This is a genomic window from Paracoccus sp. MC1854, from assembly GCF_014164635.1.
Lineage (GTDB): Bacteria > Pseudomonadota > Alphaproteobacteria > Rhodobacterales > Rhodobacteraceae > Paracoccus.
The window spans coordinates 1-14,964 of the sequence record NZ_JACJFU010000045.1; the positions used below are offsets into that span (position 1 = coordinate 1).

Annotated in this window: 13 protein-coding genes and 1 pseudogene; 9 read left to right on the forward strand and 5 right to left on the reverse strand. The window is 65.6% G+C overall.

Annotated features, from left to right (window positions below; all coding sequences use genetic code 11):
- Positions 1 to 12: 12 nt before the first annotated feature.
- Positions 13 to 261 (reverse strand): annotated as a pseudogene (locus H5395_RS16285) (transposase); the annotation flags it as partial.
- A gap of 338 nt (positions 262 to 599) precedes the next feature.
- On the opposite strand from H5395_RS16285, the gene H5395_RS16290 reads away from it, so the two are divergent.
- The 8 genes from H5395_RS16290 to H5395_RS16325 all read left to right on the forward strand — a co-directional run bounded on the left by H5395_RS16290 (position 600) and on the right by H5395_RS16325 (position 8,776).
- A complete protein-coding gene (locus H5395_RS16290; RefSeq protein ID WP_182793599.1) occupies positions 600 to 1,898 on the forward strand; it encodes an ABC transporter substrate-binding protein in 1,299 nt (432 codons plus the stop codon).
- 119 nt (positions 1,899 to 2,017) lie between these two features.
- On the forward strand, positions 2,018 to 2,917 hold the full coding sequence (locus H5395_RS16295; protein WP_234450870.1) for a branched-chain amino acid ABC transporter permease: 900 nt from the start codon (positions 2,018 to 2,020) through the stop codon (positions 2,915 to 2,917).
- Positions 2,917 to 3,891 (forward strand): branched-chain amino acid ABC transporter permease, encoded by a 975-nt coding sequence (locus tag H5395_RS16300; RefSeq protein WP_182793601.1) that lies wholly within the window; start codon positions 2,917 to 2,919, stop codon positions 3,889 to 3,891. Before H5395_RS16295 ends, H5395_RS16300 begins: the two co-directional genes overlap by 1 nt.
- Entirely contained in the window at positions 3,888 to 4,646 is a 759-nt protein-coding gene (locus H5395_RS16305) for an ABC transporter ATP-binding protein (RefSeq protein ID WP_182793602.1), read from the forward strand. Before H5395_RS16300 ends, H5395_RS16305 begins: the two co-directional genes overlap by 4 nt.
- 2 nt (positions 4,647 to 4,648) lie before the next feature.
- The gene (locus tag H5395_RS16310) at positions 4,649 to 5,323 is read left to right on the forward strand and encodes an ABC transporter ATP-binding protein (protein WP_182793603.1); all 675 of its coding nucleotides are present in this window, start codon (positions 4,649 to 4,651) and stop codon (positions 5,321 to 5,323) included.
- Between the two features lies 1 nt (position 5,324).
- Positions 5,325 to 6,800 (forward strand): aldehyde dehydrogenase family protein, encoded by a 1,476-nt coding sequence (locus tag H5395_RS16315; RefSeq protein WP_182793604.1) that lies wholly within the window; start codon positions 5,325 to 5,327, stop codon positions 6,798 to 6,800.
- A gap of 11 nt (positions 6,801 to 6,811) precedes the next feature.
- Positions 6,812 to 7,576 (forward strand): SDR family oxidoreductase, encoded by a 765-nt coding sequence (locus H5395_RS16320; RefSeq protein ID WP_182793605.1) that lies wholly within the window; start codon positions 6,812 to 6,814, stop codon positions 7,574 to 7,576.
- A 57-nt stretch (positions 7,577 to 7,633) separates the two neighbouring features.
- Positions 7,634 to 8,776, forward strand: a complete 1,143-nt coding sequence (locus H5395_RS16325; RefSeq protein ID WP_182793606.1) for a zinc-dependent alcohol dehydrogenase family protein — start codon at positions 7,634 to 7,636, stop codon at positions 8,774 to 8,776.
- Between the two features lie 51 nt (positions 8,777 to 8,827).
- Here the strand turns inward: H5395_RS16325 and H5395_RS16330 are convergent, their stop codons facing one another.
- From H5395_RS16330 to H5395_RS16340, 3 genes are read right to left on the reverse strand one after another with little or no spacing between them, the layout of a single operon-like run.
- The gene (locus tag H5395_RS16330; RefSeq protein WP_220495092.1) at positions 8,828 to 10,324 is read right to left on the reverse strand and encodes a fumarate hydratase; all 1,497 of its coding nucleotides are present in this window, start codon (positions 10,322 to 10,324) and stop codon (positions 8,828 to 8,830) included.
- Positions 10,308 to 11,318, reverse strand: a complete 1,011-nt coding sequence (locus H5395_RS16335; RefSeq protein WP_182793607.1) for a LysR substrate-binding domain-containing protein — start codon at positions 11,316 to 11,318, stop codon at positions 10,308 to 10,310. The genes H5395_RS16330 and H5395_RS16335 overlap by 17 nt, the downstream gene beginning before the upstream one ends.
- A 20-nt stretch (positions 11,319 to 11,338) precedes the next feature.
- Complete coding sequence (locus H5395_RS16340) at positions 11,339 to 12,088, reverse strand: bifunctional 2-polyprenyl-6-hydroxyphenol methylase/3-demethylubiquinol 3-O-methyltransferase UbiG (protein ID WP_182793608.1); 750 nt, start codon at positions 12,086 to 12,088, stop codon at positions 11,339 to 11,341.
- A 174-nt stretch (positions 12,089 to 12,262) separates the two neighbouring features.
- Between H5395_RS16340 and H5395_RS16345 the strand changes: the two genes are divergently transcribed.
- Positions 12,263 to 13,618, forward strand: a complete 1,356-nt coding sequence (locus tag H5395_RS16345; protein WP_182793609.1) for an MmgE/PrpD family protein — start codon at positions 12,263 to 12,265, stop codon at positions 13,616 to 13,618.
- Positions 13,619 to 13,720: 102 nt separating this feature from the next.
- On the opposite strand, the gene H5395_RS16350 is transcribed toward H5395_RS16345, so the two are convergent.
- On the reverse strand, positions 13,721 to 14,692 hold the full coding sequence (locus tag H5395_RS16350) for an MBL fold metallo-hydrolase (protein WP_182793610.1): 972 nt from the start codon (positions 14,690 to 14,692) through the stop codon (positions 13,721 to 13,723).
- Positions 14,693 to 14,964: the final 272 nt, after the last annotated feature.

Genomic DNA, 14,964 nt, shown 5'->3' on the forward strand with positions numbered 1-14,964 from the left:
TCAGACCGCTGGTCAGCGCGATGCGCACCGCATCCCGCTTGAACTCGCCGCTGCGTGTCGCTGCCATATCCAGTCTCCTTCCTGGTGAGCATCGCTCTCAGAAGACCGGAACAGAACCGGGAAAGGTTCAGGCATCTGCCAGGGAATGCCGGAGCGGAGCACGAAAATGATGCCAGCCAAGGCGAGCCGATCATCGCATCGCCGGCGGTCGCCTCGAGTCTTGGACGGCTCGGATGGTAGCAGCGGCGCACTAGCCGCCCAGAAGTCGTTGGAGACAAGGAGCTTGCTCCTATCCCCTCAACGCACGACAGGAAATTTTGCTAGGTGCTGTTAGCGCGCACAAGATCTTGTCAAAAAATCGGTAAATGGCTCACGCTCAAGTTCTCACTTGGTAAGTTTTACAGCTTAGGGGGAACTCTCAGTGAGCAAGAGCCGGTCGCGGCGGCGCAGTGAACGCTGGGATACAAAATTATCGAGCGTGATATAACCGTGCGATATACGTCTCAGCACAAGTTCTGATTTTCAATCTGTCACAAAGATGATCAGACTGCACCGGATCGCGAGTTGGAGGACGGCTCCGATCGATTGGGAGGGTCAAGATGAATAAATTTACTGGCGCAGCGTCGAGGGCTGCCGTCATTGCGGCACTGGCTCCGGTCGGTGCCTTTGCCCAGGACAAGCCTGCCGATCTGAACATCGGCATCACTACCTATAGTTCGGGTGCGGCATCGGTCTTTGGCGTCCCTGCGCGTCATGCGGCGGAGATGCTCGCCGAGCAGCTCAACGCCGGGGGCGGCATCGATGGCGTCCCCATCAAGCTGCATTTCATAGACGAGGGTGCCGGGCTCGAGACGCTGCTGACCGAATACCGCAGGCTGGTCGAGGACGAAGGGATGGACGTGATGTTCGCCTCGATCTCGTCGGGCGTCTGCAACAAGATCGCGCCGCTCGCCGAGGATCTAGAGGTCATCAACTTCATGTGGGACTGCGGGACGCAGCGCATCCTTGAAGATGACGATTACGAATATGTCTTCCGCACCCAGGCCAACGCCACCCCCGAGGTCCTGGCGCCACTGGCCTACTTGCTGAAGGAACATCCCGACTTCAAGACCTTGGCTGTCGTCAATCAGGACTATGCCTGGGGCCGGGACAGCTGGGAGCTTTTCCAGGCCGCACTGAAGACGCAACGCCCGGATGTCGAGGTCGTGGCCGAGCTTTTCCCAGCCTTCGGGGCTGCCGACTTCTCGGCCGAAGTTTCTCGCCTTCAGGCGCTGAAGCCTGACGTGATCCTGTCCACCTCCTGGGGCGGGGATCTTGACACCTTTGTGCGCCAGGCGGGCCAGCGCGGGCTGTTCGACCAGTCGCTGTTCGTCCTTCCGCTGGCAGAGTCGTCGCTGCAGCGCCTTGGGGACTCGCTTCCCGAGGGTGCGATCGTAGGCGCTCGCGGGGACCACTACTTCCAGCATCCCGAACGGCGTGATGATCCCGAGTTCCAGAAGTTCAACGAGGACTTCAAGGCACGGACGGGCGAATATCCAATCTATTCCGTCTATCACATGGTGCAGGCCTTCTCAGCGCTTGAGGCTGTCTATGCCAAGGCGATTGCCGCCAATGGCGGCGCTTGGCCAGACAAGGAGCAGATCGCCGAAGCTATGGCCGGGCTTGAGTTCCAGGGCTTCGGACGGCCCCTCACCATCCGCGAGGACGGGCAGGCGATCGAGGCGCAACTCGTGGGCGTGACGGGCACCAGCGAAGAGTTTCCGTTCAAAACCATCAAGAACATCGAGATCTATGACGCCGAGCCGCTGATGGCACCGGTCGGCGAAGAATCGGTGGACTGGATTTCCAGCTTCGAGCCTGGCCGGCTCGACATCTCGGGAACGCGCTTCGAGAACTGAGAACGATACGGTAGCCCTCTGCATCCGCAATTGGCGGAGGGCAACCACGTGTTCGAGACACACCCATCTGCGCCGGGCCTGTTCCTGCACGCAGCTTACCGGGATAACCGCCAATGACCATGAACATTGCTGCCCTGGCGCTACTGGACGGCCTTGCCTACGCGTCACTGCTTTTTCTCGTAGCGGTTGGTCTGACGCTCATCTTCGGGGTGCTGGGCATCCTCAACGTCGCCCACGGCAGTCTCTATGCCATCGGCGCCTATGCCACGGCGACCCTGGGACAATGGCTTGTCGCGCAGGGCTTCAATCCGTGGCTGACCTTCCCGGCGATGATCGTTGCCGCAGTTGCTGTGGGGGTCCTGCTGGGCGGGCTGATCGAGCGATTGCTGCTGCGGAGGATCTATTCGAAGGATCCGGTCCTGCAGTTACTTGTGACCTTTGCGGTCTTCATGATCCTTGAAAACCTTCAGCGCATGATTTGGGGCGTCCAACCCTACTTCATGGCGACTCCGCTGACGCTGCTGGGCAACGTCCAGATACTTGGGATCAACTATACCGCCTATCAGGTGCTGTTCCTGCCAGCCGCCGCGATCGTTGTCCTGTTCACGCTGCGCTACTTCCTGCGGCACACCAACATGGGCGCCCAGATCCTTGCCGTGACCGAGGATCGCGAGGCCGCGACCGCTATCGGCATCAACGCAAGCAGGGTCTATTTCATGACCTTCGTGATCGGCGCCTGCTTTGCGGCGCTTGGCGGCGCGCTCGCGACGCCCACGACATCACTGGTGACTGGCATGGGGGCAAACATGATCGTGCTGTCCTTCGCCGTGGCGGCCACAGCCGGGCTGGGCCAGATCGAAGGCGCGGCCATCTCGGCCCTGATCATCGGGATCGCGCGGTCCTTCGCCGTCTATCTCAGCCCCGAGATCGAGGTGATCATGCCCTATCTCATCATGGTGCTGGTCCTTCTGGTGCGCCCCAACGGCTTGTTCGGCAAAGAGACCGTGAGGAAGATCTGATGAAAAAGGGTCTCATCGCCTTCGCGGCGCTGCTGGTTCTGCTGGCGCTGTTGCCGTTCGTGGCGTCGAATATGGTCGTCTTCGCGACGATGGTTCTGGCCAAGGGACTGGCCGTGCTGGGCATCCTGGTGCTGCTGCGGGCCGATCAGGTCTCGTTCGGCCACGCGATGTTCTTCGCCGCCGGCGCCTACACGGCCGCCTTCCTGACGGCGGCCTGGCGCGACATCGACCTGATCCTTCTGCTGGTCGCCACCCTGGCGGTCACCGGGATTGCGGGGCTGCTGATCGGCATCTTCGTGACACGCTATCGCGGCATCTTCTTCGGGATGATCAACCTGGCGTTCTCGATGGTGCTCTATTCGATCCTCGAAAAGGCCTTCCACATCACCGGCGGCTCTGACGGATTGAGGATTCGGCGCCCGACCCTGCTGGGGTTCGAGTTCAGCCGCAGCGAGTTCGACTTGGTGATGTTCTACGCGGCCCTTGCCATCGCCGCGATCTGCTGCGTGCTGGTCGGGCGCTACCTGCTGTCGCCGCTCGGACAGGCGCTGCGCGCCGTCAAGACCAACGAGACCCGGGTCGAATATCTCGGCCTGTCGGCGAAATCCGTTCTTCTGACCGGCTATGTGATCTCGGCCATGCTCTGCGGGTTGGGCGGCGTGCTCATGGGGCTGGTGCAGGGACTGGCCTCGCCAGAACATGCGTTCTGGTCCCGCTCGGCCGAACTTGTCTTCATCGCCGTGCTGGGCGGGCAGGGCCATATCGCCGGGGCGTTCGCGGGAACGCTGGTCTTCGAATGGGTCCGCACCTCGGCCGCCGCGCTGCTGGACGACAGCTGGCAACTCATTCTCGGTGTCACGTTGATTGCCATCATCCTCTGGGCGCCGGGCGGGCTGGTCCAGTTGTGGTATCGCCTTGCGGGCCGGCGGGCGACATCGGACCGGGTCGGATCGGAAAGCGAGGTGGGCAAATGAACCATCACAGCCAGGGGCAGCCGCTGCTGCAGGCCGAGGGGCTGAAGCTTCGCTTCGGCGGGATCATCGCCGCGGATGGCATCGACCTGTCGCTGTTCGCGGGCGAACACCTTGCCATCATCGGCCCGAACGGCGCGGGCAAGACGACCTTCCTGAACATCTGCACCGGCTACCTCAAGCCGGATGCAGGCAAGGTCTCGGTCAGCGGGCAGGAGATCACCGGCAGGCCCCCGCGCCGGATCACCCGGATGGGCGTGGCTCGCGCCTTCCAGATCCCGCAGCTGTTCACGGAACAGACGGTGCTGGAAAACATGCTGCTGGCGGGTTCGATCCGCGAGCGGCGCTGGAACCTTCTGCGCCGCCTCGACTGCATACCCGAGCGGGTGGAAATGGAGCATCTGCTCGACCTCGTGGGCTGCGCGGATGTCCGGGACCGGCTGGCCTCGGAACTGCCCGAAGGCAAGCGCAAGCTCGTGGACATCGCGCTGGCCTTGGCCCTGAAGCCCAAGGTCCTGCTGATGGACGAGCCGACCTCGGGCGTCGCCTCGGCCGACAAGTTCGGCGTAATGGAAACGCTGATGAACGCGCTTCGCGAGGCGCAGGTCAGTTCGGTCTTCGTCGAACACGACATGGAGATGGTGAAGCTCTACGCCACCCGCGTCGCCGTCTGGGCGCAGGGCGTCATCCAGATGACCGGAGAACCCGAGATCGTGCTGAACGATCCCGACGTGATCCGCAACGTGATCGGAAGCTGAACATGCTGTCGCTGTCCAAGGTCGATGCCTCGATCAACAACATCCCGATCCTGCGCGACATCTCCTTCACGGTCGATGCGGCGGAAACCGTTGCGCTGGTCGGGCGCAACGGTGCGGGCAAGACGACGCTTCTGCGCACCATCATGGGCTTCACGACCTGCCACGGCGAGATGCGCTTCGACGGGGCGGATCTGCGCGCGGTCGATCCGCATCTGCGCCCCGGCCTCGGGATCGGTTACGCGCCCGAGGATCGCAGGCTCTTTTCCCGCTTCACCATCACCGAGAACATCCTGCTTCCGGCGCAGGTGGCGAAGCTGGGCGAGGCGGAAACCGCCAGCCGGCTGGACCGCGTGTATCACGTCCTGCCCGAGTTGCGCGACCTCGGCCCGCGCCCTGCCGGGTCGGTGTCGGGCGGGCAGGGGAAGATGGTCGCGCTGGGCCGCGCCCTGATGCTGTCCAAACGCCTGCTGCTGCTGGACGAGCCGTTCCAGGGCCTCGCCCCGGTCTTGGCGCAGCGCTACGCCGAGGCGCTGGGCCGGTTGCGCGAGATGGACCCGACGCTGGCCATCGTCATCACCGAATCCAATCCCGAGCTGCTGCGCAGCTTCGCCTCTCGCACGATCACCGTCGAACGCGGGCAGATCGACAGCGACGTTCCGAACGAAAGGACGACCTGACATGACCGTACCCTATCGGCGCGCCGACGAGGTTGCCCCCGCCAAGGGCTTTTTCATCAACAACGAATGGCGCCCGGTCGCCGGCGGCCGGACCATCCCGGTGGTCGCCCCCGCCGAGGGCGTGGTGTTTGCCGAAATCTCGGCCGGCGGGGCCGACGAGATCAATCAGGCTGTCGCTGCTGCCCGCCATGCCTTTGAGCGCGGGGAATGGTCGAAGCTGTCCGCGACCGAACGTGGTCGCCTTCTCACCCGGCTGGGCCAGTTGATCCTCGACAATGCCGAGGATCTGGCCGCACTCGAGGCCCGCGACTGCGGCAAGCCGATGAAGACCGCCCGCGCGGACATCGAGGCGGCCGCGCGGTATTTCGAATATTACGGCGGCGCCGCCGACAAGGTGCATGGCGAACAGATCCCCTTCATGCGCGGCTATTACGTCACCGGCGAGCGCGAGCCGCTGGGCGTCACAGGCCACATCATCCCGTGGAACTACCCCGCGCAGATGATCGGCCGGACGCTGGGACCCGCGCTGGCGATGGGCAACGCCACGGTGCTGAAGCCCGCCGAGGACGCCTGCCTGACGCCCTTGCGGATCGCCGGGCTTTCGGTCGAGGCGGGCTTCCCGCCGGGCGCGATCAACGTGGTGCCGGGCCTCGGGCACGAGGCTGGTTCGGCCCTGTCCGAGCATCCGGGCATCGACTTCATCGCCTTCACCGGCTCTCCGCGCGTCGGCGTCATGATCCAGACGGCGGCGGCCAAGAACCACGTCGGCTGCGTGCTGGAGCTTGGCGGCAAGTCGCCGCAGATCGTGTTCGAGGATGCTGACCTTGACGCCGCCCTGCCGGTGATCGTGGGCGCGATCATCCAGAACGCCGGGCAGACCTGCTCGGCCGGGGCGCGGGTGCTGGTGCAAAGGTCGATCTGGGACAAGTTGATGCCGATGGTCGCGGAACGTTTCGCGGGCCTGCGGGCCGGGCTTCCGACCGACGATCCCGACCTCGGCCCGATCATCAGCGCAAGGCAGCAGGAATCGGTTCAGGGCTTCATCGACCGGGCAAAGGCCGAGGGTGTTCCCGTGATCGCCGAGGGCGCCCGCCACGACGGCGCTCCTGCCGACGGCTTCTATGTCCCCCCGGCGGTTTTCGGCCCGGTGCCGCGCGATAACAGCCTGGCCTTGGACGAGGTGTTCGGCCCGGTGCTGGCCGCGATCCCCTTCGACGACGAAGAAGACGCCATCGAACTGGCGAACGGAACCGATTACGGCCTGATCGCCGGCGTCTGGACCCGCGACACCGCCCGCGCCTTCCGCGTCTCGCGCAAGGTCCGGGCCGGGCAGGTCTACATCAACGCCTATGGCGCGGGCGGCGGGATCGAGCTGCCCTTCGGCGGCACGCGCAAATCCGGCCACGGCCGCGAAAAGGGCTTCGAGGCGTTGTATGAGTTCTCGGCGCTCAAGACCCTGGTCATCAAGCACGATTGAGGAGGAAGGCAATGGCTGAGCAAGCAGGACGGCTGGACGGCAAGGTCGCGATCGTCACCGGCGCGGGCGGTGGCTTCGGCGAAGGCATCGCCAAGCTCTTCGCGGACGAGGGCGCGCGCGTGGGCGTGCTGGACCTGCGCGGCGATGCGGCCGGGAAGGTGGCCGCCGGGATTGGCGAGAACGCGGTGGCGCTGACCGCCGACGTCACCTCGCGCGAGCAGATGGAAAAGGCGGTGCAGACCGTCGTGGACCGTTTCGGCGCCCCGGACATCTTTGTGAACAACGCCGGCTGGACGCATCGCAACAAGCCGATGCTGGACGTAACCGAGGAAGAGTTCGACCGCGTCTACGCAATCAACGTCAAGTCGATCTTCATCATGTCCGGCATTATCGTGCCGATGATGCGGCAGAAGGGCGGCGGGTCCATCGTCAACATCGGCTCGGTGGCGGGCATTCGTCCGCGGCCTGGCCTGACCTGGTACAACTCGACCAAGGGGGCGGTGAACATCCTGTCGCAGTCCATGGCGGTCGAACTCGCGCCCGACAAGATCCGCGTCAACGCCATCTGTCCGGTGATGGGCGAGACAGGGCTGCTGGAATCCTTCATGGGCGTGCCGGACACCCCCGAGAACCGGGCGAAATTCGTGGCCACCATCCCGATGGGGCGCATGTCGCGGCCCGAGGACATCGCGCGGGCGACGCTCTATCTCGCCTCGGACGATGCCGAGTTCATCACCGGCGTCCTGCTGCCGGTGGATGGCGGCCGCACGGTCTGAACGAAGGCGGGTCCGCCCCGGCGGGGCGGACCCGGTCATGTCCTTGGGAGAGACGCCATGAAGACCCGCGCAGCCGTCCTGAAATCCTCTCCGGCCTCGGCGCCCTATGCCGAAAGCCGCCCGCTCGTGATCGAGACGGTCGAGCTCGACCCGCCCGGCCCCGAAGAGGTGCTGGTCAGGATCGAGGCCGCGGGGCTCTGTCATTCCGACCTCTCGGTCATCAACGGCAATCGCCCGCGGCCGCTGCCCATGGTCCTGGGGCACGAGGCGGCCGGAACGGTGGTCGAGGTCGGATCGGCCATCCGCGACCTGAAGGAAGGCGACCGCGTGGTCATGACCTTCCAGCCCACTTGCGGCAGCTGCCTGCCCTGCGCCGAGGGCCGGGCCGCGCTGTGCATCCCGGGGGCCGAGGCGAACGGCAAGGGCGTCCTGATGTCCGGCGAGATCCGCCTGCATGACCCCGAGGATCACCACGATATCCACCACCACTGCGGCGTCTCGGCCTATGCTGACCACGCGGTGATCTCGCGCCATTCGCTGGTCAGGGTGGATGCGGACGACATCCCGTTCGAGGAACTGGCGCTGTTCGGATGCGCCGTGCAGACGGGCGTCGGCGCGGTGCTGAACACCTGCCGCGTCCAGCCGGGACAGAGCGTCGCCATCATCGGGCTGGGCGGCGTCGGCATGGCCGCGCTGCTTGGCGCGGTCGCGGCCGGCGCGACGGATATCATTGCCATCGACCTGGCCAAGGACAAGCTGACCTTTGCGCGAGAACTGGGCGCGACGCAATGCTACAACGCAGGCGAGGAGGGGCTGGTCGAGCGGATCCGGGCAGAGACAGGCGGCGGCGTCGATCACGCCGTCGAGCTTGCCGGCGCGGTGCCGGCCTTCCAGCTTGCCTATGCGATCACCCGCCGTGGAGGGCAGACAGTGACAGCCGGCCTCGCGCCCCCCAGCGCCGAATTCCGGCTGCCCGCCGTCAATCTGGTGGCGGACGAGCGAACGGTGAAGGGCAGCTACATGGGCTCATGCGTTCCGCAACGCGATATTCCGCGCTTCATCCGCATGTATCGTGCGGGCATCCTACCGGTTGACAAGCTGCTGACCGGCAAGCTGCGGCTGGACGAGATCAATGAGGGCTTCGACAAGCTGGACCGCGGCGAAGCAATCCGGCAGGTCGTGGTCTTCGACCACAGCTGACCATGGCACGACATATGGGCCAGCCGTCATATGAGCGGCTGGCCTTGTGGTTCAGGCAGGTATCCGCCACTGTCGCGGACCCATCACGTGGATGGAGTTGCCTTTCGTATCCACCGCTACCGTCACTGGCATATCCCTGACGACGAACTCGTGGATGGCCTCCATCCCCAAGTCCTCGAATGCCAGAACCCGCGCCGCGCGGATTGCCTGCGAAACCAGATAGGCCGCTCCGCCGACGGCGATGAGATAGGCGGCGCCGTTGCGGGCGATCGCCTTGACTGTCTCCGGGCCGCGTTCGGCCTTGCCGATCACCAGCGACACGCCCAGCCGGTCGAAAATCATGTCGCTGTAACGATCCATGCGGGTCGAGGTCGTGGGGCCAGCGGGGCCGACGACCTCGTCCCCAACCGGATCGACCGGGCCGACGTAGTAGATTGCACGGTCCCGCACTTCGACTGGCAGCGGCTTGCCCGCGGCCAGCATCTGCTCGATCCGCCGGTGCGCCGCGTCGCGGGCAGTGAGCAGATGGCCCGACAGCAGCAGCACCTCGCCTGGCTTCCAGGTGGCGATCTCAGCGCGGCTTAGATCATCGAGGCTCACCCGGCGGGCGTCCTTCCATGCGTCTCTCACATCAAGATTCGGCCAGTCCGAAAGGTCGGGGGGCGTGAGGCGTGCAGGCCCGTTTCCCTCCAACACGAAGTGGACATGGCGCGTCGCTGCGCAGTTGGGGATCAGCGCCACAGGCAGCGACGCGGCATGAGTCGGGTAGCTGCGAACTTTCACATCCAGCACGGTGGTGATCCCGCCCAAGCCCTGCGCCCCGATGCCGAGCGCATTGACACGGTCCATGATCTCCAGCCGCAGTTCCTCTTCAGCGGTCGCGGGGCCGCGCAGGCGCAAGTCCGTGGCGTCAATCGGCTCATTCAGGACCTGCTTGGCCATAACCATCGCCTTGTCCACGCTGCCCCCGATGCCGATGCCAAGAATGCCGGGCGGGCACCAGCCGGCGCCCATGGCCTCGACCGTCCTGACCACCCAGTCCGCAACCGAGGCCGAAGGGTTCAGCACGGCGAACTTCGTCTTGTTCTCGGACCCGCCGCCCTTGGCCGAGACGTCGAACTCGACCCTGTCTCCGCTTACCATCTCGACGTGCAGCATGGCCGGGGCATTGTCGCGAGTGTTCATGCGGCGTCCGAACGGGTCCGCTATCACCGAGGCACGCAACGGGTTCGCATCATTGCGCCAGGCGATCCGCACCGCGTCGTCGACGATCTCTTGCAGGGGACGGCGCCAGTCCAGCCGGGCTTTCGCTCCGACCCGGGCGGTCACATTTGCGACCCCGGTGTCCTGACAGATCGGCCGGTGGCCGATCGCGCTCATGCGCGAGTTCACGAGAAGCTGAGCGATGGCGTTTTTTGCCGAGGCGCTTTTCTCGGCTGCCCAAGCGGCCGACATCGCGCGGATGAAGTCGGGCGGGTGATAGTATGAAATGAACTGCAGCCCGTCGGCGACGCTTTCGATCACGTCCGCTTCAGTTATGGCCGGCATCATGGTCCCCCAATACACTGGCGTCGCGTTCTCGGGGCGAGCCGTCTTCCTGCGAGATCCGCGCCCCGATCCATTGGCCGCTGCGGGCAAGGTCCATGAGGGTCTCGCGGGTGAGATCTTGAACCGCGGCAGCTGCCTTGGTCATCTGCCTCCGGCCCGAGCGGGCAAGGTGGATGCTGCGCGTCAGGCGGGGATTCTCGATCATCCAGCTTCGCAGCCGGCCTTCGCGGACCTCGGCGCCGATCGCGTTTTCTGGCAGGATCGAATAACCGAAGCCTTCGCCCACAAGAGATTTGATGTTTCCATAGGAATCCACGTCGATGACCGTGTTCATCCCGGTCCCGGCGGCCTCGCCGGTGCGCGTCAGCAGGTCGCGCAACCCGTGCCCTTGGGCGGGCAGGATCAGGGGCATCCGGGCGATGGTGCCGAAGGACAGCGCCGTGCCGGAGGGCGGCATGTCTTCGTCCCGCAGACCCTCGGCGGGGCCGAAGAACAGCAGGTCCTCGTCCAGCAGCCGCTGGGTCGAGATGCCGTGCTTGTCGGCCTGCCCATACAGCACAGCAAGCTCGATCCGTTCGTCGCGCAGCCATTCAAGGACGAAGCCGCTCATTGCCTCGGCGATCCGCAGCCTGATCCGGGGATAGCGGGTCAGGGCGGCGGTGATCAGGGGCACGGCGACGATCTGGCCGATCGTGCCCGGCAGGCCCAGGCGCACCTCTCCCGACGGGTCGTTGTCATGGCCCCGGATCTCCTCTTCGGCGACGGTCAGCTGGTCGAGGATGATGCGGGCATGGCGCATCAGAATCGTGCCCGCCTCGGTCGGCTCGACCCCGCGCGGGACGCGGATCAGCAGCGGCGTGCCCATGTCGGCTTCCATGTTGCGGACGTGCAGTGACAGGGCGGGCTGGGCGACATGCAGGAAATTCGCCGCGCGCGAGAAGGACCCGTGTTCGACGATGGCCACGAAGTAGCGCAGCTGGCGGATGTCGAGCATGCCGGAAGAACCCGTTGAACCTATGCCGGTTGCGGCACCGCAGGCTTAGCGGGCGCCGAGAGGTTCCAGCATATCATCGGTTGCGTCAGGACCGCCATGCCGTCGCGGCTGCGGATGTTGTCCCGCCAGGCGCGGGCAAGGGCGGCATGGTTGCGGGCGGCGATTTCGGCGCGTTTCGGCATCATCCGGGCCAGGTATCCGACGAAGTCATCCAGCCCGGCGAAGCGGCTTTCCTGCGCCCAGCGCCGCATCTCGCGCAGGATCAGGCGGCGTTCCCGGATCAGCCTCTCGATGGCTTGCCGCGCTGCCGCGCGGATGCGGGTCTCATCCTCTACGGGCTGCATGATGCGGAAGAAGCTGCCTTGGCCGAGCGGCTCGATCACCACCAGCCGGCCACCCGGACGCAGGGTCGCGGCGGCTTGCAGCAATGCGGCAGGCATGGCCTTTCCGGGGATGTGGTGCAGCGAGTTGACGAAGATCGCGGCGTCGAAGCCCGCAAGCCCGGCCGGAAGGTCTTCGGCGCGGGCGCAGAGGAACCGGGCCGAGGGCGCACGTTGCGCCGCGCGAGCCGCCGCCTCGGGCGAGGGCTCGACCCCCGTGACCCGGAAGCCGCGCCGGGACAAGGCGCGGGCGATCCCGCCCTCGCCGCAACCGAGGTCGAGGATATCTCTTGCCCCTACAGCCTGCAGCGCGTCGGTGAGGACGGACACCGCGTCAGTCTGTCCGGCGGGAAGGGCCGCAGGATCGTCGCGTCTTGCCGAACGGGTCATGGCTCCTCCGGGCTTGCAAGACAGCTGACCATGAGAAAAGCAAGACATCAAATAGATGATTGCTTCCTTGCGTATATGCTTTCGTTATGGACGAAAGGTCGAAGCCTTATTGGACAGGCAGGCTCTCGGTCGTGGATAATGCAGGCATCCGAGGCCGAGTTGGAGTGAGACTGCATGACCATCACGCGCGAACTGGCGGAATATGCGGCGGGGCTGAAAAGCGAGGCGATCCCTGCCGAGGTGACCGATCGCGCGCTCGCCCTGCTGACCGATCTTGCCGGCTCAGCCATCCGCGCCGCCCATGATGCGGAATCCAGCCCCGCCATCCTGGCCATGCTGGAGCGGCTTGGCATGACGGGTGAGGGGCCGTGTTCGGTCTTCGGGATGTCGCGGCGCTTCGGCGCAGGGGCAGCGGCGCTGCTGAACGGCGCATTTGGTCATTCGCTCGATTTCGACGACACCCATGCTGACAGTTCGCTGCACCCAAGCGCCCCGGTCGTTCCCGCGGCGCTTGCAATGGCCGAGCTGACCGACGCCTCGGGGCCGCAGATGCTGGCCGCGATCGTCGTCGGCTTCGAGGTCTGCTGCCGCATCGGCATGGCGCTGGACCCGACCGCCCATTACGCCCGCGGCTTTCACCCGACCGCCACTGCCGGCACCTTCGGCGCCGCCGCTGCGGCCGGGCGCCTGCTGGGACTGGACGCGGCGGCAATGGAATCGGCCTTCGGGGTGGCGGCCAGCCAAGCCTCCGGCTCGTTGCAGTTCCTTGAGAACGGGGCCTGGAACAAGCGCTACCAGGTGGGCGAGGCGGCGATGAAGGGGCTGATGGCCGCCACTCTCGCGGCCGAGGGGTTCCACGGCTCACGGGATGCGCTGGAAGGCAGGCACGGCTTTTTCAAGGGCTACAGCGACGGCGTCGTGGCCGAGCGCGCGACGGCCGGACTGGGCACGATCTGGGAAACCATGCGGATCGGCGTGAAGCCCTATCCGGCCTGCCGCTATACCCATGCGGCGGTGGACGGCCTTCTGCACCTGCGGCAGGCGCATGGCTGGACCGCCGAGGAGGTTTCCCGCATCAGCATCGGCCTGCATCGCAACGGCATCGCGCTGGTCGGCGCGCCGCTGGACGAAAAGCGCCGTGCCCGCACGATCGTCGAGGGGCAGTTCTCGATGCCCTATGCCGCCGCCGTCGCCCTGCTGCGCGGCGGGTTCGGCTGGGATGATTATGACCTGCTGGGCGATGCGGAGGCCGAGGCGCTGGCCAATCGCGTGAATGTCTGGAACGACTTTTCGCTGGAAGGGCTGCGCCATCCCTTCGGCGCGACGCTGAAGGTCGAGGCGCGGGGACAAACGCACGAGCTGCGCATTCCAGACCCTTCGGGCGAACCCGACACCTTTCCCGACTCGCAGGCCTTGGCGCAGAAGTTCACCGCGCTGACCCGGCCTGTTTCTAACAGCCGCGACCGGGACTGGTTGTCGCGGCTGGGCGGGCTGCGCGAGGCCGCTTCCGTTCGCCAGCTGATGTCCTGACGCCTTCCCGGGCCAGAGCCTGGTTCCACCCGTTCGGATCAGGCGGCGCCAAGGAAGCTGAAGGGCCACGCGGCCCGCCGGCTTCCGCGCAGGGCAGGGGCGTCACCCGTGCCGCACCGGGATCGGAACATATTCGAACCCATCGCCTTCGCGCCGGATGTGGCCCAGACCGGGGAAGGGGAAGTGGTAGCCGATCAGCGGCAACTGCTCGCTGGCGGCCATGTCGAACAGCTTGATCCTGGTCTCTGCGGCCTGGTTCGGGTCGGTGTCATAGGCGAAGGCCCATCCGGGATTCTCGAACAGCAGCGCATAGTGGTGGACCACGTCACCGACGTTGAGGAAGGACTGGTCCCCAGAGGTTATCAAGTAGGAGGTATGACCGACCGTGTGGCCAGGCGTGCTGATCGCCGTGACGCTGGGCAACACCTCCGCCCGGTCGGTGACGAAGGTCATCCGGTCACGATAGGGCAACAGGTTCTCTCGCGCGGCTTGGACGAACGCCGGCAGAGAGCCCTGACCCGACAGCTTCGCTTCGTCGGTCCAGTAGTCGAAATCCGCCTGTGACATGTGGAGTTGCGCGTTGGGGAAGTTGAGCGTTCCGTCGTCCGCGACAAGGCCCGAGCAGTGATCGATATGAGCATGGGTCAGGACAATGTCGTCCACCTGGCCGGGCTCGATCCCGGCAGCGGACAGGTTGCGCAGCAGCCTCCCGGACTGGTCGCCGAACATGGCATCGCTGCCCATGCCGCTGTCGAGAAGCACCACCCGCTCGCCGATGTTAAGCACTAGGCAGTTCTGTTCCAGCATCATCGGGCTGACTGGCAGGAACTCGTCCCGCAGGATGCCGGCTATGGCATCGGGAGAGGCGGCCGGAAACTGGTCGTTCGCGGACCCGAGGTTCAGCAATCCGTCCGAAATAATCGTCGCCTCGATGTCGCCGATGGGAAAGCGATACCAGCCGGGAATTGTCGTGCCGATCTGCGGCGCACGCGCCAGGGTCGCGCCCGGTAACAAGGCGCTGGCGGCGAGGCCGCCCGTAGTTGCCAGAAAGTGCCGACGGTTGAACTTCGCCATGATCTTTCCTCCATGTTGCCTGTCGTCCGCAGGCACGGGCCAGCCTAGGAGCAGAGCCAGAGGATCGACAAGGAGCGACTTGTTATATTACCGTGCATGAATGGCTATGGTCAGTAGAAGCTCTGGCGATAGGACCGGGCCCTTAACAGTCCCCCGGACCGTTTCCTGATCCTCCTCCCTCCCCGGGGGATCCAGGCTCGACAGAGGCCGTTCCGGCGCCGGCCGCGGCGATCCGGTCGCGCAGCGCGGTGGCCACGAACGCCGGGCCGTTG